Source organism: Streptomyces liliifuscus, from assembly GCF_016598615.1.
Lineage (GTDB): Bacteria > Actinomycetota > Actinomycetes > Streptomycetales > Streptomycetaceae > Streptomyces > Streptomyces liliifuscus.
Map to the genome: position 1 here is coordinate 8,067,135 of NZ_CP066831.1, position 21,591 is coordinate 8,088,725.

A 21,591-nucleotide genomic window follows, 5' to 3' on the forward strand; every position below is an offset into this window, starting at 1 on the left:
CCGTCCGCCAGGACTCCCCTCGGCCTCAGGGCCCGAAACGCTTCCCTCAGGGTTCTATCCGCGCCCACACCGGCGCATGGTCCGAGCCCGCCGCGTCCCGTCGTGCCCCCGGGTTCCCGTCGACCGACGGCAGCGGGGTCGGCCGGACCGGCGTCCCCGTCCCCGCCCCGGTCACATGGTCGAGCAGCAGCCGGCTGACCAGTATGTGGTCGATCAGTTCGGGACGGCCGGAGTGGACGCGGGAGAAGCGCTGCTCCTCCGGAATCAGGGGCGCGATGTTCCAGAGCCGGGCCGCGTCGCCCTTGTCGGGCCGCTCGAAACCCGGCGTACCGATCTCGGAACCGGGCGGGCCCTGCAGGATCTGGGTCGTGGCGGCCGCGACCTCGTCGTTGAGGTCGCCGAGCACGGCCACGTTCCGCTCCTTGCCCCTGCCGTCGAGGAGGTCGTCGGCGACGGCACGCAGCGTCGTGGCCTCGGCGGCCCGCCGGTACAGGGCGTACGCGCCGTAGCGGGCCCGCTCGCCCTCGTTCCGCGGCTGGAACCGGCCGCCCGGGAACGTCAACAGCTTCGACTTGAGATGGCAGACCGCCACGGTCAAGGTCATCCCCTGCATGGTTATCTCCGTGGCCAGGAAGCCGCGGCCCGTCCGGGAGACGGGCTCACCGTCGTCGTCACCCTGAACCGGTCGCAGCGGTGCGGGGAAGGCGTTCGTGTCGATGATCGTCCGCGGTTCCGGGCGGCTGAGGAAGCCGACCCTGATGCCGCGGCTGTCCGGATGCTCCGAGAGCGCGATGTGCCAGTCGCCGTCCAGCATCCCCGCCAGGTCCGCCAGCGCCTCCGGATCGCCGACCTCCTGCACGCCGAGCAGCGTGGGGTCGAGTTCCGTGACGACCGAGGCCAGAGCGGTGAGCTTCGCCTTGTACGCGGCCTCGCTGCGCGGTCCGAACGCGCCGCCGGGCCGGTACAGGTTCTCCAGGTTCCACGTGCCGAGGAGCATGCCGGGCTCCTTCCCGGACGCGCCGTCCAAGGGGCGCCGCCCGTCGAATGGTGAGGCCAGCGTGCGCGGGAAACCGCCGGGGCGACAGGGCCGGGACAGGATGCGTGGTTCACGTCACCCGACGGCACGATCCCGTCGTACCGTGGCGTGATGACCTCGCCCGAGCCCACGCCCGACGCGACGACCAACAGCTCTGCCGGTTACGGGGCCCACCCGCCCGGCACGAAGACCCCGGCCGATGTCCCGACAGATGTCCCGGCCGATCTCATCATCACCCGGTGCACCGCCCTCGTGCACGACGATCACGAGCAGATCGGCTTCGTCGAGGACGCCACCATCGTCGTACGGGGCGGCCGCATCGAGAGTGTCATCGCCGGGCCGGTCGACGTCGACGTCCCCGCCGCGGAGCACACCGTGCGCATCGACGCGCGTGGCCAGGTCGCGATGCCCGGCCTCGTCAACTGCCATACGCACGCCCCGATGGTCACCCTGCGCGGCATCGCGGAGGACCTGCCCATCGAGGAGTGGTTCAACGACTTCGCCTGGCCCATCGAGTCCAACCTCCAGGAGAAGGACGTGGAGTTGGGTGCGCGGCTCGCCTGCGCCGAGATGATCCGGGGCGGCGTCACCTGCTTCGCGGACCACTACTTCTCGATGGACACCGTCGCCGCCGTGACCGCCGAGAGCGGGATGCGCGCCAACCTCGGACAGGCCTTCTTCTCCTCCCAGGGCGCCGAAGGACGCGAGCAGTCGCTGGAGTTCGCCCTCCGCCACCGGGACACCGCCGACGGCCGCATCACCACGTCACTCGCCCCGCACGCCCCGTACACCGTCGAGGACGCCGACCTCGCCGCCACCGCCCGACTGGCCCGGGAACACGGCCTGTTGGTGCACATCCACGCCTCCGAGAACCGCGACCAGGCCGACACCAGCCTCGCCCGCCACGGCCGCACCCCCATCGAGGTGCTGGCCGACGCCGGGCTCCTCGACACCGACCTGCTCATCGCGCACGGCACCGGAATCATGGAGCGCGACCTGCCCGTACTCGCCCGCGCCACCGGCCGGATCGCCGTGGCCAGCGCGCCCCGCGGCTACCTCAAGTTCGCCTGGCCCACGACGACTCCGGTACGGGCCCTGCGTGAGCTCGGCATCCCCGTGGGCCTCGCCACGGACGGGGCCGCGTCCAACAGCTCCCTGGACGTGTGGGAGTCCATGGCCCTCACCGCGCTGGTGCAGAAGTTCACCGAGAGCGACCCGCGCCTGCTGACCTCCCGACAGGCACTGCACCACGCGACACTGCAGAGCGCGCGGGCGGTCGGCCTCGGCGAGGAGATCGGCAGCCTCGCGCCGGGGCGCCGGGCCGACATCATCCTCGTCGACGTGAGCGGTCCGCACACCCAGCCCGTGCACGACCTCGCCGCGACCCTCGTGCACAGCGCCCGCGCCGGCGACGTACGCACGACGATCGTCGACGGGCGGGTGATCATGCGCGACCGTGAGCTGCTCACGCTCGACGTGCCCGCGATCGTGCGGGAGATGAACGAACGGATGCCCGCGCTGATCGACCGGAGCCATGGCAAGCGGATCCAGGACTACGACACGTGAGCGCTCCGCTGGGTGTGCGGGTGTGGGGGTGTGCGGTTCGTTTGCCGCGGGCCGGTGGGGGCTTGTCGCGCAGTTCCCCGCGCCCCTTTCGGGGCGCTTAGGGTTGGCCCATGTCCACTGACCAGGACCTTCCTACCGACGGCCTCCTCACCCATCCGTACGCCGTTTACGATCGGCTGCGCGATTCCGCCCCCGTGCATCGCATCACCGGTCCCGACGGCAGTCCCGCCTGGCTGGTCACGCGGTACGGCGATGTGCGCGAGGCGCTGGCGGATCCGCTTCTCTCGCTGGACAAGCGGCATGCGCTGCCCGGTGGTTACAAGGGTTTCGCTCTCCCGCCCGCCCTGGACGCGAACCTTCTCAACATGGATCCGCCCGACCACACCCGCATCCGCCGCCTGGTCGGCCGGGCCTTCACAACGCGCCGCGTCGAGCAACTGCGCGTCCCCATCAGGCAGACCGCCGACCGGCTTCTCGACGCACTGGGCGCGCACGGCGGCACGGACCTGATCGCCGCCTACGCCGCGCCGCTTCCCATCACCGTCATCTGCGACCTGCTCGGCGTACCGGATGAACACCGTCGCGACTTCCGGGCCTGGACCGATGTGCTCGTCGCGCCGGACCCGGCCAGGCCGCAAGCCGCCAAAGAGGCCATCGTGGCGATGCTCGGCTTCTTCACCCAACTCCTCGCCGACAAGCGGAAAGAGCCCGCCGACGACCTGCTCTCCGACCTCATCGCGGTCAGGGACGAGAGCGACAGCGCGGAGAACGGCCGGCTCACCGAGGACGAGTTGATGTCGCTCACCTTCCTCATCCTCTTCGCGGGTTACGAGAACACGGTGCAGCTCATCGGCACCGCGGTCCTCGCGCTGCTCCAGCACCCCGACCAACTGGCCGCTCTCCGCGCGGACCCCACCCGACTCCCGGCGGCCGTCGAGGAGTTCATGCGCTACGACGGACCGGCCCTGCTGGCCATCCGCCGCTTCCCGCTGCAGGACGTGACGATCGGCGACGTCACCGTCCCGGCGGGCGAGACGGTCCTGCTGTCCCTGGCCGCCGCCGACCGCGACCCCCGCCGCTTCCCCGACGCCGACCGGTTCGACCTCGGGCGCGACGCCACCGGACATCTCGCGCTCGGACACGGCATCCACTACTGCCTGGGCGCACCACTGGCCCGACTGGAGACGGAGATCGCCCTGGCCGCACTCCTGGAACGCCTCCCCGACCTGAAACTCGACGGCGACCCGGACGACCTCCGGTGGCGACCGTCCCTCCGCGCCCGGGGCCTGCTCACGCTTCAGGTGACGTACTGAGAAAAGAAATTCCGCGCCCCACCGATGAGTTCCGTTCCCTCCTCCGGTCCACCCAGGGAAAGCACCGCACCGGAGGAGGGGCAAATGACGCTTCCGCGGATCGTGTCGCGCGACGAGTGGCGCGGCGCACGCGAGGAACTGCTGGTCAGGGAGAAGGCGGCGACCCGCGCGCGTGACGCTCTGAACGCCGAGCGGCGGCGACTGCCGATGGTCGAGATCGACAAGGAGTACGTCTTCGAGGGCGGGGACGGCAAGGCGACGCTGTTCGACCTCTTCGAAGGGCGGCCTCAACTGGTCGTCTACCACTTCATGTTCGCGCCGGAGTGGGACGCGGGCTGCCGCAGTTGCTCGGGCTTCGTCGACCAGATCGGGCACCTCGCGCATCTGCACGCGCGGGGCACCGAGTTCGCGGTGGTCTCCAGGGCGCCGTACACGAAGATCCTGCCCTTCAAGGCGCGGATGGGATGGACGGTGCCCTGGTACTCGTCGTACGACAACGACTTCAACCACGACTTCCAGGTGTCGTTCGAGGGGCATGACGGCAGCGTCGGAGGCCAGAGCCACGAGCCCTATGAACGGCCGGGGCTGAGCTGTTTCCTCCGCGACCGTGAGCGGATCTTCCACACGTACTCGACGTACGAGCGCGGACTCGACGGACTGGGCTCCGCCACAAGTCTTCTGGACCTCACCGCCCTCGGCCGGCAGGAGGAATGGGAGCTGCCGGAGGGGCGCGCGTCGGCACTGGGCGCGCCCGCGGGCAGCGAGCGCGTCCGATACCACGACGAGTACGAGGACTGAGTCCTGGCCACGCGAAGCGTCAGGTGTTTCACAAGGTGTGATGACCGCGTGTCAGCTACGTCTCAGTAACGTCACTTCGCGAGACGTCCACCCCATGTTTGGCGTTTAACTCTTCAAGGGCTCTCAAGAGGTCTCAGGAGAGCAGCGCTAGATGGAGGTGCAACGTGGTGAACGGGCGAACGGTGCTGGAGCGCTTTCCCGCCGGTGGGCCGCGTGGTTCGTGGCCGGCCGAGGAGTTCGCGCAGGCGCGCCGCCTGGAGGGGCAGCACGTCGAGGTCGTGATGGACCTGTCGACGGATGCCTTCCTGGTGGTCGTACGGGAACTCGCCGAGTGAGCCGGGCCGACCACCGCCGCCGGAAGCCTCATCCGGCCTTCGGCGCCGGAACCTTGGCCGCGAACTGCTCCGCCTGGAGCGAGTACAGCTCGGCGTAGACCCCTCCCGAGGACAGGAGCTCCTCCGGAGTGCCGGACTCCACGAGTCGGCCCTGGTCGAGGACGTGCACCAGGTCGGCGTGGCGCACCGACGCGAGGCGGTGTGTGATGAGAATGACCGTCTGACCGGTACCCGCCAGGGCCCGGATCTTCTCGAAGACCTCCAGCTCGGCACGGGCGTCGAGAGCCGCCGTCGGCTCGTCCACGACCAGGATCGCGCCCCTGCGGTAGGCCGCCCGCGCGATACCGAGCCGCTGCCACTGGCCGCCCGACAACTCGTGGCCGCCACTGAACATTCGGGCCAGCAGCGTGTCCAGACCGCGCGGCAGATCGTCTACCACGTTCTCGGCGCCCGCCTCCGTGACGGACGCGCGCAGCCGCTCGTCGGTGAGCGGCGCCGACGTCCGGCCGATCGCGACGTTCACCCGGGCCGTGAACGGCCACCTCTTGAAGTCCTGCGCCACCATCGCGATGCGCTCGGCGAGCTGGTGCCGGTCGACGGTCGCCGCGTCCACGCCGTCCCACAGGATCCGGCCCCGCTGCGGTGCGTACAGGCCCGACAACAGCTTGACCAGAGTGGTCTTCCCGGAGCCGTTCTCCCCGACCAGCGCCACGATCTTGCCGAGCGGCACGCTGAGCGTCAGGTCCGACAGTGCGGGGCGGGCCGCACTGCCCGGGTAGGTGAACGTGACGTTCTCGAAGCGGATCTCGCGCGGCTCCTCGGGCAGCGGCTCGCCGCCGACCGGGATCGCGCGCTCGGCCGCCTCCACGTACAGGCGTTGAAGATCCCCGACGAACAGGGCGTCCTCATGGAGGCTGTTGACCTCCAGGACGAGTGTGTCGAGATTCCCGGAGCCCGTACGGATCGCGATCACCGCCGTGCCCGCCACGGACAGTGCCATCGCACCGCCCAGCAGCAGCCCGCCGAGCGTCGCGTACGTCGCCACGGTCGCGAGGCCCGTCCAGGCGGCCGCGATCAGCCCGGTCCGTGCCCCCAGCCGGGCCAGCCGGGCCTGTTCCGCCTCGGCGGACTCCGACATCGCGCGGAAGTGCCGCAGCAGGAAGGGGCCGACCCCGTGGACGCGGATCTCGGGCGCCGCGGCGGGCTCGGTGAGCAGACCGCTGATCAGCTGGCCGGCCCGGGCATGCTGCACCCAGGCGTGGAACGACGCGTAGCGGTGCCGCGCCATGGTCAGCGCGCCCCAGGCACTCGGCAGCGTCATCGTCACCAGCAGCGGCAGCAGTGCCGGGTGCAGGACGGTGAGGACACCTGCCGCCGCGACCAGCGAGATCATCGCGTTCACCACGCGCGCGGCGATCCGGATCATGCGCCGGGCGGACGAGGCCCCGTACTGTGCCGTGTCCAGGAGCTTGTGGAAGGCCTCGTCCTCGATCGCGGACAGTTCGACCGCAGCGGCCCGCTCCAGATAGAGCTCCGTCGCGACGCGCTCCACCTTCGGTTCGAGGCGGCCCGTGGCGTACGTCGAGGCGGCCCGCAGCAGCGCGGCGAGCAGCATCACGACGGCGACCGTGACGAGTGCGGGCACCGCGTCACGCAGCCGGTCCTGCACCGAGCCGGTCGCCATCAGCCGCCCCAGGACGCTGTTGACGGCGAGCAGACTCACCGCCTGGGCGAGGCCCCGGCACACCTCGGCGCCCAGCACGATCCGTGCGGCCTGGCGGTCCGCCTGCCAGGCGAGCCGGAAACTGGACGCCAGCAGCGCGGGCAGCCGCGTCACCATGGCCCGGAAGTTCAGCTCCAGAAACGCGTCGGAGTGCTGAGACCAGCCCATGTCGTAGCGCAGGGGACCGCCGAAGAGCAGCCGCTCGGACTCCGAGGGCTCGGGTCCGGACGGCTTGGGCTGGGACGGGTCGGATTCGGACGGCTTGGGCTCGGACGGTTCGGGCTCGGGTTCGGCCGTGCCGGCCGTCCCGTTCACGGATCCGGTCTCCGCGGATCCCGTCTTCACGGGTCCCGTCTCCACAGACCCCGTCTTCGCGGGCCCCGTCGGCCCGCTCTTCTTCGTGGTTCTCCGCCCGGTCTTCTTCGCAGCTCCCGCAGATTCCGTCGGTCCCACCGGTGACCTCCCCCGATCGTGGACGAACGGCCACTATCGCGGCGCGGGACGTCATCGGGCAGGGCGCGCGCCCGGTCCGCCACGGCGTAACCGGAGCACGCCCGGGCGCTCAGGACCGCGCGCTGTGGGGGCGCGCCGCGAAGGGCGCGGGGCTGTGAAGCAAGCGGCTCCGCCGCGGGGCGCGGCCGCCCACGACTACCCGCAGACGAATGCAGCCACCAGCGGAGCGCTCACGCGCTGACCGGCCTCGTCCAGGCAGGCGGAGTCCCCGTCAACCGGCACAGCGCCAGATAGAGCGGGATCGGCGGAGTGTAGGGAAGCGTGCCGCCAGGCTTGTGGATGAGCCCGGGGAGGCCGGGCGAGGCGGGTACGAGCGCCCCCGTGGCGTAGTGCGCGGGCGCAGGCCACTCAAGAGCGACGTCGGAGTCGGAGGGCACGAGCCACCACCAGTGCGTGCTGTCGGCGTACACACAGCCGACGCGTGGCAGGCGGGGCATCAGGAGCGGGCCGAGTCTCGCGGGCATGGCCACCGCGTCACAGCCCAGCGGTGCCCGCATGCCCTCCGGCACGGTCAGCCGCCGCGAAGGCCCGGTCCCGGACGTCGTCCGCAGGCCGCGCTCCAGGCGGACCAGCGTGTCCAGGTTCAGCACCCGTGGCGCACCGGCCGACGTTGCCCTCACACCCATTCAGCCCCCGTCCGTTCTCCAATTTTTCCGAACCATCCGGAAACGGCTGTCGCCGCACCAGCCGGAAAGCGGCCGGAACGGTCAGGTCACTACCAGTCGTGCCCGGCCGGGGGCGCCTGCGAGCCGCTCGGCTCCGCATGCGCGTGTTCCCCGTGCGCGTGTTCCCCGGTCGGCGAGGAGCCGGCTGGGGCCGGCCGGCTCCTCGCACTCCAGCCCAGGTCCGACCGCGGTTCGGCGCCGTTGTTCGCCGACCGCGGCAGTTCGGCCCAGACCAGCAGTCCGGGACCGGTTTCCTGGGCGCCCCAGGCTGTGCACATCGCCGCGACGAGAAGCAATCCCCTCCCGTGCTCCTCCTCGGGACGTTGTGGCGACGGGTGGGGCTCACCCGGCGCACACCCCTCGTCACGGACTGCTATCCGCACCAGGTCGCCGCCGTCGTGCAGCTCGCACACCACATGACGGCTCGCCGTGTGCACTATGGCGTTGGTGACCAGTTCGGAGACGACGAGCTCCGCCGTGTCGCAGGTGTCCTCACAGACCGACCAGCCCGAGAGCCGGGCACGCGTCAGATGCCGGGCCTGTGCTGCGGAGCCCGGATGTGCGGCCAGCTCGAAGCGGAACCGGCGCTCGGCTGCTGCCTCGGGGCATGCCCCAGCGGCGGCACCGAGACGGAACCGGTCCTCGGCTGCGTCTGTTCCTAACGGCGCGGACGGAATCACGTTTGCCACTATCTCCCCGTCGTGAACACTTGGCAAGTGTCACTCTGAAAATTGCAGAGTGCAGTGTTCCGGGCCGTATGGCCATGGCACACTGCTCGCAACAGCACGTGGCGCGGCGTCAGTTGGGTACCCGGTTCGGGGCCCGAACGGGCGCCGCCCGGGCTGTCCGGACAAAGTGGAGGTGGACGTGAGCGAGCCGCGGTCCGCGCCGACGGTCGGGCAGGTCGTCCTCGGACGGCGCCTGCTTGACCTGCGGGAACGCGCGGGGCTCAAGCGCGAGGAGGCAGCACGCATCCTGCGTGTCACCTCCGCCACCGTCCGCCGTATGGAGATGGCCGAGGTAGCGCTCAAAATCCCGTACCTCCAGCTCCTGCTGAAGTCGTACGGCGTCTCCGACGAAGAGGCCGAGGCCTTTGTCGCCCTGGCGGAGGAGGCGAACCTGCCGGGCTGGTGGCAGCGCTTCCATGACATCCTGCCGGGCTGGTTCTCGATGTACGTCAGCCTGGAGGGCGCGGCCGTCCTCATCCGCTCGTACGAACCCCACTTCGTTCCCGGAGTGCTGCAGACCGAGGAGTACGCGCGTGGCGTCATGGAATCCGGCGCCATCGGCCAGACCAGACCCGAGGACATCGAGCGCCATGTGGCGCTGCGCATGCAACGCCAGGAGCTGCTGACGCGCGAGGGCGCGCCCCGGTTCTGGGCCGTGATGGACGAGACCGCCGTGCGCCGCCCCGTCGGCGGCCCCGAGGTCATGCGCGCCCAGATCGACAGGCTGCTCGAGGCCACGAAGCTGCCCAACGTGACACTGCAGATCGCCCCCTTCTCCTCGGGGCCGCACGCGGGCACGTACGGGCCCTTCGTGCTGTTCCGCTTTGCCATGCCCGAACTTCCGGACATGGTCTACAGCGAGTACCTGACCGGCGCCGTCTACCTGGACGGACGTACCGAGGTGGCAACCCATCTCGAGGTCATGGACCGCATGGCGGCGCAAGCCGCCACGGCACATCGCACGAAGGAGATCCTGCTGGATCTCCGCAAGGAGCTGTGAATGGATCGCATCAAGACCCGGATACGCAACGCGCGGATCTACAACGGCATGCCCGCCAGGGAGCTGGGCAGCGAAGGCTGGCACAAGCCGTGGAGCGGCGGCAACGGCGGCAACTGCCTGGAGGCGATGAAGCTCTCCGACGGCCGGATCGCGGTCCGTCAGTCGGCGGATCCGGACGGTCCCGCCCTCATCTACACCCCCGGCGAGATGACCGCGTTCATCCAGGGAGCCAAGGCGGGGGAGGCCGACTTCCTGCTCTCCTGAGGCCGCCGACCGGCCGTTCCTTGATCCGCTTCCACTTGTCCCACGTGCTTCCTACCTTGGCATTCAGTTGATCCAGTGACCCAGTCGATTCACCACCAGGACCACATGCGCCTAGGCGCGTCCACCAGCCGGCTCACCGCCACGATCGGGAAGGGCGGCTGCTCGGCACGGTCCTGGCCGAGGCTCAGCGCGTAATAGATCTGCTCGATCGAAGGCGGTCCGACCGCGAGGTTGCGCCGGACCGCCGCCGACGGGGACTCCTGCCCGGACTGCACGAGATACGCCGCGGCCATCGTCCCCGTACGGCCCACACCCGCCCCACAGTGCACGAACACCGGCCCCGGGGCCGCGCCCACGACGCTCAGGAAGCGTCGTACCTGGTGCGGCGTCGGGGTCTGTCCGTCCCGGATCGGCAGCCGTACGGCATCGAGACCGGCCCTGGCGGGCCCGGCCAGCTGGGAGGCGCTCAGGTCCTCGGCCCGCAGGTCGACGACCGTGGTGAAGCCGAGCCGGGCCAGCTCCCGGTAGCCCGCGGGGGAGGGCGCGGCGCCCCGCCACAGCGCCCCTTCGGCGTCCACGGGCTGGAAGTGGTGGATGCCCTGGACCGCGTGCGTCCCCTCCGGCTCGGGGGTCTGTTCCCGGGTCCAGTACGACAGCGCGAGGATGCCCAGCGCACCGGTCGCCCAGAGGGCGAGATAGCCGAGACCGAGTGCGGCGAGGGCACGCAGCACCGTTCTGCGCAGGGATCTGCGCGGACGGCCGGTGGGCAGGGTGGTGCGGGGAGGAGACGGGGCGACGACAGCCATGGGCGACCCGGAGGCTCGGGGACGAGGGGCGCGGGCTCGGGGAGGAGGGGCGCCTTGGCATCGTAACCCGGGCCGCCGGGGCGAGAGTTGTCCGTGTATGGCAGAAGTTGCACATGTGGGGGAGGGGGCGGAAGCGACCGGAGTTTCCGGTTCGTCGGGTGCGTGCTCAGTCGTCGTCCGCGTCCGCGTCGCCGATGCCGACCACCGTGAGGTGCGTACGGTCCAGGCCGGTGTCCTCCAGACAGCCGCGCAGCCGCATCCGGTCGTGGTCGGTCAGCGCGGGCTGGACCACGCCCGCGAAGAGACCGTCGCCCAGTTTGCCGAGGGTGGCGCGGTTCAGCGGTACGGACGTCGAGTCCCGGCAGCGTTCCCAGAGCTGGTGCGCGGCGAGCGATTCCCGCTCGGCGGTCATGTTCGTACCGCGCATGTCGACCTTCAGCAGCAGGGAGGTCGCCTCGGAGTTCTTCGCGTCCTCCTCGCGGGTCTGGGTGAGGTCGGCGAGCCCCACGACGAGCGCGCCGATCAGCGCGGCCCCGACCACACCCACGGTGAGCACGCGCACGGTACGGCCGTGCCGCCCCCGCGCCCCGATGGGTGGCAGGTCGTCCAACTCCTCCACCTCGTCCAGGTCGTTCTTGCCGTGCGGATCGGCGTTCCGGGCCGGATCGGGTGCCGCCAGGACGGCGAGCCGCCCCGCGAGCCGTCGTTCCGCCGTGGGCCGGGCCGTGGCCGACGCGATCCGTTGCACGATCCAGGCGAGCCCGGAGAGCAGCACACCGGTGACCATCAGGACCGGCACGAAGACGTACGTACGACTCGTCGGCTCGTCCAGCCAGCGGAACCGGTCGCCCGCCGGCCGGGCGTCCTTCTCCCGCAGCCGCGCCAGCACGTCCTCCTGCCGACGGTCCGCGTCACGCATCCGCTCCTCGATCCGCGCGAGCCGCCCGAGCAGCACGATCCCGAGCAGCATCACCTCGACGACCAGCAGCAACACCCCGCACAGGATGGCCCGTTGCCACTGCCACCGGTACAGATAGATGACGACGTACGTCCCCGCCCCCGCGGCCGCCGCGCTCCCGAAGAAGTAGGCGACGCGTCTCATCGGAGGTCTCCCCGGGGCTCCTGACCGAGGACCTGTCGTCGTGCCTGTTGTGCCTGTTGTACCTGTTGGTCCTCCCGTTGTTCCTCTTCTTCCCGCTCCCGCACATGTACGTCGCCGGTGGTGCCGTCGACCGTGAGACGGGACCCGGGCGGGAAGCGGCGTACGGCGTCCGTGGCGCCGACGACCGTCGGCAGGCCGAACTCCCGGGCCAGCACCGCGAGATGGGACAGCGGGCTGCCCGTCTGCGCGACGAGCCCCGCGAGACCGGGGAGGAGCGGGGCGAGCGCGGGGTCGAGCGTGCGGACGACGAGTACGGGGTCGGCGGGCCGGGGTCCGGTACCGTCCCAGGCGGTTCCGGCGGCCCGTCCGCCGGACACGCCTTGGCCCGCGCCCGGACTCCTGCCCTTGCCCTTGTTCTTGAATTTGCCCTTGCCCGTGGGCTGTTCGGCGACGACCGTGCCGCCCTCCGCGAGCCGGAACGCGTCGGGCAGGGGAGCCGACACGGCTCGTGGCAGACGTTCCTTGAAGTCGCCGGGGAGACGGCCGTGTTCGAGTGCCTCGACGAACTCCCGCCACCGCAGCAGCCCGACCTTCGACGCCTCGCCCAGACCGCCCCGTACGACCAGCCGCCGCGCCGCCTCCCGGACGAGCCGCACCTGGAGTTCCTGCACCCAGCGGATCCGGAGGCGCAGGGCCTCACGGGGAGGAAGCGAGGGGAGGCGCGGGGCCGGGAGCGTGTCCACGGCGGGGAGGGTGTCCGTGGGAGCGGCGCCCTGGTGTGACGCCGGTGCACCCTCCGGGCGTCCGGGATCCGCCGGGAGCCTCAACTCCCTGCCCAGACCGGGGGCCGTCAGCGCCAGTACCAGCGGCTGCGCCGCCACCATTCGATCGTCCGGTACGCCGAGAGCGCGGGACTCGGTGAGGGCGGCGAGGGCCGAGCCCGCGGCCGTGGCGCGGGGCTCGGGGAGGAGAGCGCCCGCGAGAGCCTCCTGGGCGTGCAGGGAGACCAGCACGGTTCGGGTCCAGCGGAGGGTGGAGAGGAGGTCGGGGCGGGTGAGCCGGTCCGCGGACGGTGTCTCGGCGAGCCGGCGGTCGACGTCCGCGACGAGGTCCACCGCGAGACCGGGCAGCGCCGACGTCAGCCGGCCCACCCGCCACGCGGCGGCCAGCCGGCGGGCACCCGGCGCCGGGTTGAGCAGCGCGAGCCACCGGCTCCGGGGCGGTGCGGCGCCCAGCAGCCGCAGATCCGCCGCGGCCCGCCCGCCGACCGACGTGACGACCGGGACCGAGCGCAGCTGCCGCCGGGGCGCGGTGCCCCCGATGTCCAGCGCGGCGGCCAGCCCCCGCGCCATCGGGGCCACCCACAAGTCCTCTTCCAGCGGCTCCAGTTGATCCGGCAGCGTCTCCGCCACCGGGCCGGGGCCGAGCAGCCGCGCACCGCGCGCGGGCCGCGCCGCCATCGCCGTGATCGGCCTGCTCTGGAAGAGCCACAGCCGCCCCGACGCGTCGAACCCGAACTCGATGTCCTGTGGCCCGCCGAAGACCCCGCGCGCCCGCCGCGCCAGCCGGGCCAGGCGACGCAGTCCGTCGGCGCCGAGCAGCCCTTCTGGGTCGTCGGGCTCGGTGCGCAGCAACCGTCCCCAGCGGCTCAACCAGTAGTTCGTGCCGGGCTGTTCGCCGCTGACCAGGGAGTCGGGCCCGCCCCGCACCGCACTCACCAGCATCCGGTCCGTCCGCCCCTCCACGGGGTCCGCGCCGAACATGACCCCGCCGACTCGGGCCGCGAGCATCGGCTGCACCAGCACGGCCATCGGAGCCACCGTGCCGTCGGGCCGGTGCGCCGAGTCGAGCACGGTCCGCACGGCCGCCCGGAACTCGTGCCAGCCCTGTACGTCCAGCACGGACGCGAACTGGCCCGCCAGGGACGACTCCTGGGTGTCCTCCTGCGGTGAGGAGGACCGTACGACCAGGGGGCGTGTGCCGTCGGCGGAGAGCTCCCGCCAGGCGCGGCGCAGCGCTTCCAGGTCGCCGTCGTCTGCCCACTGGCCTGCCCACTCGCCCGCCCAATCGCCGTACGGCACGACGAACCCCGGCAGCACCGGCAGCCCGGCCAGCGCGGCGCGCGCCAGATGAGCCGCCTTGGAGCCTGCGAACGGGATGCGTGCCGCCCGCGGATCGCTCAAGGGGACCGCTTCCGCGGCGAGTCGAGGAACTTCGGGGGCGGTCCGAGGAAACCGGGAGGCCAGCGGATCGCGTATGCGGGGGACACCGCCCTGGTCGTCCCCGTCGCGTGCACCGTCTCCATGACGTTCGTCGACCGTCGTCATCGAACACCCTCCAGGACCGACCGCCAACAGGGGGGACGCGCGGGGGTGGCCCTGCGCCTGACGACGGAACGAAGGATGGGGGCGAGCTGCCGTCCGACCGGGGTACGGCCGGGGCGACAACGCGCCTCCTACAGCCGAGGATCCCACTTGCTGTTGTGTTCCATGTCATCCGGAAGTCGGATTCCGGCCGACTGCCTGCTCCTCACCCAGTACTCACTCGGCAGCACGCGCTCCTCACCCGGTACTCACGGTGGCGGCAGCGCCGCGCACAACGCCTCCAGCGCGGCCCCGTACGCATGCTCCGAAGGCGTCGCGTACCCCACGACCAGACCGTCCGGCGCGGCCGTGGACGCCTCCGGGTGCCGGAACTCCGCGAGCCCGTCCAGCGCGAGGCCCTGCCACACGGCGGCCTTCACCGCGGACTGCTCGCTCCCGGGCGGCAGCCGCAGCACCGCGTGGAGCCCGGCCGCGATCCCGGTGACCTCGACGTGCGGCGCGTGCACGGCGAGCGCGTCGACCAGCCGGTCCCGCCGCCTCCGGTACCGCTGGCGCATCCGCCGCACATGACGGTCGTACGACCCCGAGACGACGAAGTCCGCCAGCGTCAGCTGGTCCAGGACGCTGGCCCACGCCTCCCGCTCGCCCTTGGCCTCCAGGACCCCCTCGACGTACCGCTCCGGAAGGACCATCCAGCCCAGCCGCAACGCGGGCGACAGGCTCTTGCTGACCGAGCCGATGTGGACGACCCGCTCCGGGTCCAGGCCCTGTACGGCCCCCACGGGCTTGCGGTCGTAACGGAACTCCCCGTCGTAGTCGTCCTCCAGAATCACCCCTCCACGCGCGCGTGCCCAGTCGATCACGGCGGCTCGCCGCGCGGGATGCAGCGGTCCACCGGTCGGGAACTGGTGGGCGGGCGTGAGGAGTACGGCCCGCTCCCTGTCCAGGCCGTCGACCCGGGCGCCGTCCTCGTCGAGCGGCAGGGGGACGGTCCGTACGCCCGCCGCCGTCAGCAACTCGCGGTGGAAGGCGAGGCCGTACGACTCGACGGCCAGCGGACCGCGCAGCACCTCGGGGAACAGCAGCCGCAGGGCGTGCGCGAAGCCGGAGCAGATCACGATCCGCCCCGGCTCCGTACGGACGCCACGCGCGCGTGCCAGGTACTCCGTCAGCGCCACCCGCAGTTCGATCCGGCCGGCGGGATCACCGGGCCCGAACGCCTCGTTGGGCGCCTGCCGCAGAGCCCGCCGGTACGAGGCCAGCCACGCGGCGCGCGGGAACGACGACGCGTCCGGCGTGCCCTGCCGCAGGTCGTGGCGCGGTCCACGCGCGCGTGGGGGTGCCTTTTTGGGTACGCGCGCGTGGACGCCCAGCGGTTCGGCCCGCTCGGCGACCAGGGTGCCCGAACCCTGCCGCGCGGTCAGCCAGCCCTCGGCCACGAGCTCGGCGTACGCGTCGGCGACCGTGTTGCGGGCCACACCCAGATCGGCGGCGAGCGAGCGGTACGGAGGGAGACGGGTGCCCGGGGCGAGGCGCCCGCTGCGGACCGCCTCGCGCAGGGCGCGGATCAGAGCGGCGCGGCGGCCACCAGGACCCGACAGTTCCAGATGCAGGTCGGCGCCGATGCGCTCCGCCGAATTGACCCACGAATTCGCCATGGAAATGCACCCTACAGGGGGTCTATCCGGCTCGTAGATTCATGGTCATGACGACGAACACGACACCCACCATGAATGTGACGCACACGGCGGCGAACGCCCGGATCAACTTCGCGAAGGCCGCTCCGAAGGCGTTCCGCGCCCTCGTCGGCTTCGACATCGCGGCCCGTGAGGGCCTCGACCCGGCACTCGTCGAGCTGATCCAGATCCGCGCCTCGCACCTCAACCACTGCGCCTACTGCCTCCACATGCACACCAACGACGCACGCAAGGCGGGCGAGAGCGAGGACCGGCTGCACATGGTCGCCGTGTGGCGCGAGGCCCCGCACTTCTTCACCGAGAAGGAGCGCGCGGCCCTCGCCCTGACGGAGGCGGTGACCCTGGTCGCCGACGGCGGCGTCCCGGCCGACGTCTACGCCGAGGCCGCGGCCCGGTTCGACGACGAGGAACTGGCCCAGGTCCTGGCACTGATCTTCGCGATCAACACCTGGAACCGGGTCGCCCTGTCGACGGCGAAGATGGCGGGGACGGACGAACGCTGAGGAGCGGGAGCGGGAGCGGGAGCGGGAGCGGGGAGCCGGGAGCCGGGAGCCGGGTGGTGGGTGGTGGGTGGCGGGAGCCGGAGCCGGAGCCGGAGCCGGGTGGCGGTCGGCGGGTGGGAGTGGCGGTGCCGGGTGCGTGGTGGCTACGCGGTCATCGGGCGGTCGTACGGTCCGATCGGCGCCGGCAGCCGAGAGGTGCCCGTCAGATGGCGGTCCACCGCCGCCGCCACCGCCCGCCCCTCGGCGATCGCCCACACGATCAGGGACTGGCCGCGCGCGGCGTCCCCCGCCGCGTACACGCCGGGCACGTTCGTCGCGAAGTCCGCGTCGCGGGTGATCGTGCCACGGGGGTCGAGCCCGAGTCCGAGCTGGTCGACGAGGCCGTCGGAGCGGTCGGGGCCGGAGAAGCCGAGCGCGAGCAGCACGAGGTCGGCGGGGAGCACTCGCCCGGTCCCGGGGCGCGGGCGGCGCTCCGCGTCGACCTCGACCAGATGCAGCGAGCGCACCCGCCCGGCCGCGTCACCGGTGAAACGGAGCGTCGACGCCGCGAAGAGCCGCGCGTCCGCGTCCGCCGCGGGCGCCGTCTCCAGGTCCCTGGCCTCCTCGTGCGCCGCGGACAGCCGGTAGATCCTCGGGTACACCGGCCAAGGGTCGGCGTCCTCGTCGCGCTCCTCGCCCGGCTGTGTGTAGATGTCCAGCTGCGTCACGGATCTCGCGCCCTCGCGCACCGCCGTACCCAGACAGTCGGCGCCCGTGTCACCACCACCCACGATCACGACATGCTTGCCCGCCGCCGACAGCGGTGACGTCTCCAGATCCCCCTCGCACACCCGGTTGGCCAGCGGCAGATACTCCATCGCCTGATGGATGCCGCTCAACTCCCGCCCGGGAACCGGCAGTTCACGCCAGGCCGTGGCACCCACGGCGAGCACGACCGCGTCGTACCTGGCCCGCAACTCGGCCGCCCCGACGTCCCGGCCGACGGCGGTCGACGTACGGAACTTCGTCCCCTCCGCCCGCATCTGCGCGACCCGCCGCTCCAGGTGCCGCTTCTCCATCTTGAACTCGGGGATCCCGTACCGCATCAGGCCGCCGATCCGGTCGTCCCGCTCGTACACGGCGACCGTGTGCCCGGCCCGGGTCAGCTGCTGCGCCGCGGCGAGCCCGGTGGGCCCCGAGCCGATCACCGCGACCGTCCTGTCGGACAACCGGTCCGGCGGCCGTGGCGGCGCGAACCCGTCCTCCCAGGCCCGGTCGGCGATGGCGACCTCGACGTTCTTGATGGTGACCGCCGGCTGGTTGATCGCCAGGACACAGCCCGCCTCGCACGGCGCGGGGCACAACCGGCCGGTGAACTCGGGAAAGTTGTTCGTCGCGTGCAGCCGGTCGCTCGCCGCCCGCCAGTCGTCGCGCGAGACCAGGTCGTTCCATTCGGGGATCAGATTGCCCAGCGGACAGGCGTCGTGGCAGAACGGGACACCGCAGTCCATGCACCGGTCGGCCTGCGTGCGGATGATCGGGAGCAGCGCCCCCGGAACGTACACCTCGTCCCAGTCATGGACCCGCTCCCCGACGGGGCGCCGCGGCCACTCCTCGCGGGAGGCATTGAGGAAACCCTTGGGATCGGCCATGGCCGTCTCCCTCACGTACGTGAACGGGGCCCCTGCGCTCTCCGTCTCCGACGCCATCGTCCGGGCGGCGGGCCGAGGGCCTGTCGGCAGACTCTTCCCGCCACGATACGACGCCGTGGCCGCGCCCGCCTCGGACGTGCGCGGGCACATCCACCGGAGGGCGCGGCCACGTGGGCCGACGAGCGTGACCGGGTACGCCTCAGGTCAGCGCCAGTACGTACGAGATCGCGGCGGCGGCCGCCGCGACCGTGCGGACGTGGTTCCACATCGTCCACTCGCTCACATACGTGGGCCAGTACGCGACGGCCTCCGGCGTACCGGCCTCCATCGTGGCCAGCTTGTTGTTGCGCGGGACGTTGGCCGCGATCGTGACCCCGAAACAGCCGAACAGATACAGCGCACTGCCCAGCAGCATCTCCACCGTGCCCTCGTCGGGCCACAGCACGAACGTGACCACCGCGAGCACGGCACACATCACGGCCGACCCGATGAACAGGAACATGAACGCCGGCATCAGCGCGGTCACGTTGATCGCCTGCATCGCGGCGACTCCCTGCGCCGGCGGCAGGGCGGCGAGGCCCTTCATGACGAATGTCGAGAACCCGATGAAAACGCCGGCCACCAGCCCCGTGCCGAGCACCCCCACCATGGTGATGACGAAGAACGGTCCCTCGATCATGGCAACTCCCGCGTAAGTAGAACCCTTGGGCAACAACCCGCGCACCGCTCCCAGAACCGCCGGTCCGGACGACCCCGAACCCCAAGATCCTGCCCGGCACTCCCTGTCACCACAAGTGAAATGCCGTACGGGAAGCGTGACCATGGCCGAGGAACTCGGGGGCATGTTCGGTCGTCTCGGGACGGGGTCCGGGTGGGATCCGGACGGGATCCGGACGGGATCCGGGGCAGACCCGGGATGGGCGTGGGATGGGTGCGGGATGGACCTGAGACAGCCCTGGGGTGGGGGCGGCCGGAGAGTCGGGGTGTGGCCGAGGGCTGTTCGGGTGAGTGGCTGGGGGGTCTCGCTCTCTCCCCCCGCATTTGCCTCACCTCCGCTCTGCCTCACCCCTGCTTTGCCTCACTCCTGGCTTTGCCCCGCCCCCGCCTGCGCGCCACCCCGCGAGCGTCGCCTCGACCGTGGGAGCGATCCGGCGCCGTGCCTCATGCCGCGGAACGCCGCTCATCAACAACTGGTCGTACGGGGTCTCCGTGTGCCGGACCGCGGCGCGCACCGCCGATGTCACCGCGCCCTCGGACAAGGCGCGCCCGGCAGCACTGCGGCCCACGCGCCCACTGCCCCGCACCGAGGCGTGTCCGGCGATCGCGCACGCTCGATCGTCCGGACAACCGGGAAACAGCCGCCGGATCTCCTTGGCGAACGCCTCCGTGAACCGCACATCCTCCGCGGCCCGCCGCCGCGCGTCCCGTGCCCGGCGCCGGCGCCGCGCCTCCGCGTCCGCCAGGCACCGCTCCTCGGCCCGCGCGAGCGCCGCCTCCTCGACGAGCACACCCTGCCGCTCGTACCGGCCCCGCCGCCGGTGGAACCGTACGACCACCGCCGACAGCGAACTGCCCTCCCGCGATCTCCGCGTCAACGCCGTGTCCCCTCGCGGCAGGAACACCAGATGCCCGAGGTCGGCGCAGTCGAGACACCGAGGTGTCCCCTCCTCCAGCACGAGCAACGAGAGCGGCCCGCCCCGGCACTCGGCACAGTGTCGCCGCTTGACCGGCTGGACGACGAGAAGCCCGGTACGGGGCGGGGGAGTTGCCGTGGTCGTCATGGGTGTGTCATTCCCGCCCGCCGAGGCGGCCCGTCCGGCTCACGCCAAGAATCCAGTTCACGCCGAGAACCCGGTTCACACCGAGAAGCCGACGATCCGCTCGGGCACGACACGGACGATCACGCGGACCTCGTCCTCCTTCTCCGAGGGAGGGTCGACCCCGAGGTACTTGTGCGAGAGCTCGTACGGGAGGCGCTTGCCCTCGTCGGGGAGGATCTCGGCGGTGCCGCGGATCTCCACCGAGGTGTAGGGGTTGGCGAGGTCGTAGACCGAGACGCTGATCCGGGGGTCGCGCCGGAGATTACGGATCTTCTGCCGACCTTCGGTCGACGAGAAGAGGACGGTGTCGCCCTCGCGCTTGAACCAGACCACCGAGTTCTGGGGAGCCCCGCCCGGGCCGAGGGTGGCGACGCTGGCGAAGTTCTTGCCGTCGAGGAGTACGCGGACCGAGTCGTCGAAGGAGATCGTCATGCCGTCAGACTAACTATATGCGCATGCATGTAAAAGTCCTTTCGTGAGAATCGTGGGAATCGTGAGACGGACGCCCGGCCTCGGGTCATCCGTTCCACGCCGGGTGGCGCGGGTCGTCCGCGCGCACCAGGACGTCGGCCGTGTCGCCCGGCCCCGTCTCGCTCTCGTAGCGCTCGTACGCGGGAAGCGTCCAGTGCTCGCTCTCGGGGGTGCGCCGGCGCAGCGCGGCCGGTGAGAGGCGTACATGGACGGTGAGGTCGAACGGGAACCAGTGGTGCAGCAGTAGTGGACCGTGCAGCAACAGCACGGCGCCGGGCGGGAGTTGGACGTACGGGCTACGGGTTGCCCGGTCGGTGGCCGGGTCCCAGAGGTCGGGCAGGACACGGCCGTCGCCGCCGGCTTCCAGCGGGCCGAAGACCTCGCGCCACAGGGCACCGGTGTCGAACCAGCCGTCGTAGTACGCCTCGACGTCCTGGTGGCCGTACTCGAACCGGAGCGAGGCGGGCCGCAGGAAGTCCTCCGTGCCGACGACGAGCGCGGACCGGCCGCGCGGGCGCAGGGCCTCGGCGACGAGTTCGGCGAGATCACCGGGCCGGGCGGCCGGAGCCCCGTCGAAGGCGACACGCGGCCAGGGGCTGCCGTCCGCCGGCTTCAGGTCGAGCAGACGCTCGGCGAGGAGGTCGCCGAGCCGGTCCCAGGTGATCGCTTCGAGTCGCACCCGGCCCATGATGCCGCGCGGGCGGACGGGAGCGGCGGGCCGGGATGTCGGGCGGAAGCCGCGAACTTCCGGGTGCGTATCTCCTCGTACCCGGCGAGAATGTAGGGCGCCGGGACTAGCGGTGCCTCCCCGCGCCGCGCCGGCCGTCCGGCACCGGGAGGTACTACATGACCACCGCCGGAGACATCATGCACCGCGGCGCCCAGTGGATCCCCGCTCACGAGACGCTGGACCGTGCCGCCCAGCTGATGCGTGAGCTCAATGTGGGCGCGCTGCCCATCAGCGACGAGAACGAACGGCTCTGCGGCATTCTCACGGACCGGGACATCGTGGTCGGCTGCGTGGCCATGGGCCATGACCCGGCACGCATCACCGCGGGGGAGATGGCCAAGGGCACACCGCGCTGGATCGACGCGGGCGCCGACGTGAGCGACGTACTCGGCGAGATGCAGGGGCACCAGATCCGCCGCCTTCCTGTGATCGAGAACAAGCGCCTGGTCGGGATGATCAGCGAGGCCGACCTGGCCGCGCATCTGACGGACGAACAACTCGCGGGCTGGGCCGAGAGCGTCTACGCGAAGAGCGCGGCACGCTGACCCCGAGGTCCCAGCGGCGCG

General features: G+C 71.6%; 21 protein-coding genes. 8 read left to right on the forward strand and 13 right to left on the reverse strand.

What is annotated here, in order from left to right:
* Positions 1 to 46: 46 nt before the first annotated feature.
* Entirely contained in the window at positions 47 to 997 is a 951-nt protein-coding gene (locus JEQ17_RS34745) for an endonuclease/exonuclease/phosphatase family protein (RefSeq protein WP_200398943.1), read from the reverse strand.
* 150 nt (positions 998 to 1,147) lie between these two features.
* On the opposite strand from JEQ17_RS34745, the gene JEQ17_RS34750 reads away from it, so the two are divergent.
* From JEQ17_RS34750 to JEQ17_RS34765, 4 genes are all read left to right on the forward strand, one after another.
* Positions 1,148 to 2,602, forward strand: coding sequence for an amidohydrolase (locus tag JEQ17_RS34750; protein WP_200398944.1), 1,455 nt, complete (start codon positions 1,148 to 1,150; stop codon positions 2,600 to 2,602).
* A 110-nt stretch (positions 2,603 to 2,712) separates the two neighbouring features.
* The gene (locus tag JEQ17_RS34755; RefSeq protein WP_200398945.1) at positions 2,713 to 3,915 is read left to right on the forward strand and encodes a cytochrome P450 family protein; all 1,203 of its coding nucleotides are present in this window, start codon (positions 2,713 to 2,715) and stop codon (positions 3,913 to 3,915) included.
* Positions 3,916 to 3,999: 84 nt separating this feature from the next.
* On the forward strand, positions 4,000 to 4,713 hold the full coding sequence (locus JEQ17_RS34760; protein ID WP_200398946.1) for a DUF899 domain-containing protein: 714 nt from the start codon (positions 4,000 to 4,002) through the stop codon (positions 4,711 to 4,713).
* A gap of 164 nt (positions 4,714 to 4,877) precedes the next feature.
* A complete protein-coding gene (locus JEQ17_RS34765) occupies positions 4,878 to 5,048 on the forward strand; it encodes a hypothetical protein (RefSeq protein ID WP_186001198.1) in 171 nt (56 codons plus the stop codon).
* A 28-nt stretch (positions 5,049 to 5,076) separates the two neighbouring features.
* On the opposite strand, the gene JEQ17_RS34770 is transcribed toward JEQ17_RS34765, so the two are convergent.
* The 3 genes from JEQ17_RS34770 to JEQ17_RS34780 all read right to left on the reverse strand — a co-directional run bounded on the left by JEQ17_RS34770 (position 5,077) and on the right by JEQ17_RS34780 (position 8,638).
* On the reverse strand, positions 5,077 to 6,939 hold the full coding sequence (locus tag JEQ17_RS34770) for an ABC transporter ATP-binding protein (RefSeq protein ID WP_200401880.1): 1,863 nt from the start codon (positions 6,937 to 6,939) through the stop codon (positions 5,077 to 5,079).
* A 515-nt stretch (positions 6,940 to 7,454) separates the two neighbouring features.
* Entirely contained in the window at positions 7,455 to 7,910 is a 456-nt protein-coding gene (locus JEQ17_RS34775) for a hypothetical protein (RefSeq protein WP_143637573.1), read from the reverse strand.
* A gap of 89 nt (positions 7,911 to 7,999) precedes the next feature.
* Positions 8,000 to 8,638 (reverse strand): ATP-binding protein, encoded by a 639-nt coding sequence (locus JEQ17_RS34780; protein WP_200398947.1) that lies wholly within the window; start codon positions 8,636 to 8,638, stop codon positions 8,000 to 8,002.
* 178 nt (positions 8,639 to 8,816) lie between these two features.
* On the opposite strand from JEQ17_RS34780, the gene JEQ17_RS34785 reads away from it, so the two are divergent.
* A complete protein-coding gene (locus JEQ17_RS34785) occupies positions 8,817 to 9,677 on the forward strand; it encodes a helix-turn-helix domain-containing protein (protein ID WP_200398948.1) in 861 nt (286 codons plus the stop codon).
* Positions 9,678 to 9,941 carry a DUF397 domain-containing protein gene (locus tag JEQ17_RS34790; RefSeq protein ID WP_055616070.1) on the forward strand — a complete coding sequence of 88 codons (264 nt, stop codon included), beginning with the start codon at positions 9,678 to 9,680 and terminating at the stop codon, positions 9,939 to 9,941.
* A gap of 89 nt (positions 9,942 to 10,030) precedes the next feature.
* On the opposite strand, the gene JEQ17_RS34795 is transcribed toward JEQ17_RS34790, so the two are convergent.
* The 4 genes from JEQ17_RS34795 to pdxR form a co-directional block, all read right to left on the reverse strand.
* A complete protein-coding gene (locus JEQ17_RS34795; protein WP_200398949.1) occupies positions 10,031 to 10,747 on the reverse strand; it encodes a fused DSP-PTPase phosphatase/NAD kinase-like protein in 717 nt (238 codons plus the stop codon).
* A 166-nt stretch (positions 10,748 to 10,913) separates the two neighbouring features.
* Positions 10,914 to 11,849 carry a hypothetical protein gene (locus JEQ17_RS34800; RefSeq protein WP_200398950.1) on the reverse strand — a complete coding sequence of 312 codons (936 nt, stop codon included), beginning with the start codon at positions 11,847 to 11,849 and terminating at the stop codon, positions 10,914 to 10,916.
* Positions 11,846 to 14,032 carry a PEP/pyruvate-binding domain-containing protein gene (locus JEQ17_RS34805; protein WP_234048483.1) on the reverse strand — a complete coding sequence of 729 codons (2,187 nt, stop codon included), beginning with the start codon at positions 14,030 to 14,032 and terminating at the stop codon, positions 11,846 to 11,848. The genes JEQ17_RS34800 and JEQ17_RS34805 overlap by 4 nt, the downstream gene beginning before the upstream one ends.
* A gap of 389 nt (positions 14,033 to 14,421) precedes the next feature.
* Entirely contained in the window at positions 14,422 to 15,831 is a 1,410-nt protein-coding gene (gene pdxR / locus JEQ17_RS34810) for a MocR-like pyridoxine biosynthesis transcription factor PdxR (protein WP_200398952.1), read from the reverse strand.
* Between the two features lie 47 nt (positions 15,832 to 15,878).
* Here pdxR and JEQ17_RS34815 point away from each other — a divergent pair, with 47 nt between their 5' ends.
* Entirely contained in the window at positions 15,879 to 16,373 is a 495-nt protein-coding gene (locus JEQ17_RS34815; RefSeq protein WP_234048484.1) for a carboxymuconolactone decarboxylase family protein, read from the forward strand.
* A gap of 143 nt (positions 16,374 to 16,516) precedes the next feature.
* Here the strand turns inward: JEQ17_RS34815 and JEQ17_RS34820 are convergent, their stop codons facing one another.
* From JEQ17_RS34820 to JEQ17_RS34840, 5 genes are all read right to left on the reverse strand, one after another.
* Positions 16,517 to 18,004 (reverse strand): glutamate synthase subunit beta, encoded by a 1,488-nt coding sequence (locus JEQ17_RS34820; RefSeq protein ID WP_200398954.1) that lies wholly within the window; start codon positions 18,002 to 18,004, stop codon positions 16,517 to 16,519.
* A gap of 199 nt (positions 18,005 to 18,203) precedes the next feature.
* On the reverse strand, positions 18,204 to 18,683 hold the full coding sequence (locus tag JEQ17_RS34825; protein WP_200398955.1) for an anthrone oxygenase family protein: 480 nt from the start codon (positions 18,681 to 18,683) through the stop codon (positions 18,204 to 18,206).
* Between the two features lie 367 nt (positions 18,684 to 19,050).
* Entirely contained in the window at positions 19,051 to 19,785 is a 735-nt protein-coding gene (locus tag JEQ17_RS34830; protein WP_200398956.1) for a DUF2293 domain-containing protein, read from the reverse strand.
* A 75-nt stretch (positions 19,786 to 19,860) separates the two neighbouring features.
* Positions 19,861 to 20,256, reverse strand: a complete 396-nt coding sequence (locus tag JEQ17_RS34835) for a PPOX class F420-dependent oxidoreductase (protein WP_200398957.1) — start codon at positions 20,254 to 20,256, stop codon at positions 19,861 to 19,863.
* Positions 20,257 to 20,341: 85 nt separating this feature from the next.
* A complete protein-coding gene (locus JEQ17_RS34840; RefSeq protein ID WP_200398958.1) occupies positions 20,342 to 20,983 on the reverse strand; it encodes a nucleoside/nucleotide kinase family protein in 642 nt (213 codons plus the stop codon).
* 158 nt (positions 20,984 to 21,141) lie between these two features.
* Here JEQ17_RS34840 and JEQ17_RS34845 point away from each other — a divergent pair, with 158 nt between their 5' ends.
* Complete coding sequence (locus JEQ17_RS34845; RefSeq protein ID WP_200398959.1) at positions 21,142 to 21,570, forward strand: CBS domain-containing protein; 429 nt, start codon at positions 21,142 to 21,144, stop codon at positions 21,568 to 21,570.
* The last annotated feature ends 21 nt before the right edge of the window (positions 21,571 to 21,591 follow it).

What these genes read in the sequence shown, in the direction of transcription:
- JEQ17_RS34800 (WP_200398950.1), bottom strand. Translation starts at nt 11,849, where the DNA reads ATGAGACGCGTCGCCTACTTCTTCGGGAGCGCGGCGGCCGCGGGGGCG.
- JEQ17_RS34770 (WP_200401880.1), bottom strand. Translation starts at nt 6,939, where the DNA reads ATGGGCTGGTCTCAGCACTCCGACGCGTTTCTGGAGCTGAACTTCCGG.
- JEQ17_RS34755 (WP_200398945.1), top strand. Translation starts at nt 2,713, where the DNA reads ATGTCCACTGACCAGGACCTTCCTACCGACGGCCTCCTCACCCATCCG.
- JEQ17_RS34750 (WP_200398944.1), top strand. Translation starts at nt 1,148, where the DNA reads ATGACCTCGCCCGAGCCCACGCCCGACGCGACGACCAACAGCTCTGCC.
- JEQ17_RS34760 (WP_200398946.1), top strand. Translation starts at nt 4,000, where the DNA reads ATGACGCTTCCGCGGATCGTGTCGCGCGACGAGTGGCGCGGCGCACGC.
- JEQ17_RS34775 (WP_143637573.1), bottom strand. Translation starts at nt 7,910, where the DNA reads ATGGGTGTGAGGGCAACGTCGGCCGGTGCGCCACGGGTGCTGAACCTG.
- JEQ17_RS34845 (WP_200398959.1), top strand. Translation starts at nt 21,142, where the DNA reads ATGACCACCGCCGGAGACATCATGCACCGCGGCGCCCAGTGGATCCCC.
- pdxR (WP_200398952.1), bottom strand. Translation starts at nt 15,831, where the DNA reads ATGGCGAATTCGTGGGTCAATTCGGCGGAGCGCATCGGCGCCGACCTG.
- JEQ17_RS34825 (WP_200398955.1), bottom strand. Translation starts at nt 18,683, where the DNA reads ATGATCGAGGGACCGTTCTTCGTCATCACCATGGTGGGGGTGCTCGGC.
- JEQ17_RS34840 (WP_200398958.1), bottom strand. Translation starts at nt 20,983, where the DNA reads ATGGGCCGGGTGCGACTCGAAGCGATCACCTGGGACCGGCTCGGCGAC.
- JEQ17_RS34790 (WP_055616070.1), top strand. Translation starts at nt 9,678, where the DNA reads ATGGATCGCATCAAGACCCGGATACGCAACGCGCGGATCTACAACGGC.
- JEQ17_RS34835 (WP_200398957.1), bottom strand. Translation starts at nt 20,256, where the DNA reads ATGACGATCTCCTTCGACGACTCGGTCCGCGTACTCCTCGACGGCAAG.
- JEQ17_RS34745 (WP_200398943.1), bottom strand. Translation starts at nt 997, where the DNA reads ATGCTCCTCGGCACGTGGAACCTGGAGAACCTGTACCGGCCCGGCGGC.
- JEQ17_RS34815 (WP_234048484.1), top strand. Translation starts at nt 15,879, where the DNA reads ATGACGACGAACACGACACCCACCATGAATGTGACGCACACGGCGGCG.
- JEQ17_RS34795 (WP_200398949.1), bottom strand. Translation starts at nt 10,747, where the DNA reads ATGGCTGTCGTCGCCCCGTCTCCTCCCCGCACCACCCTGCCCACCGGC.
- JEQ17_RS34830 (WP_200398956.1), bottom strand. Translation starts at nt 19,785, where the DNA reads ATGACGACCACGGCAACTCCCCCGCCCCGTACCGGGCTTCTCGTCGTC.
- JEQ17_RS34820 (WP_200398954.1), bottom strand. Translation starts at nt 18,004, where the DNA reads ATGGCCGATCCCAAGGGTTTCCTCAATGCCTCCCGCGAGGAGTGGCCG.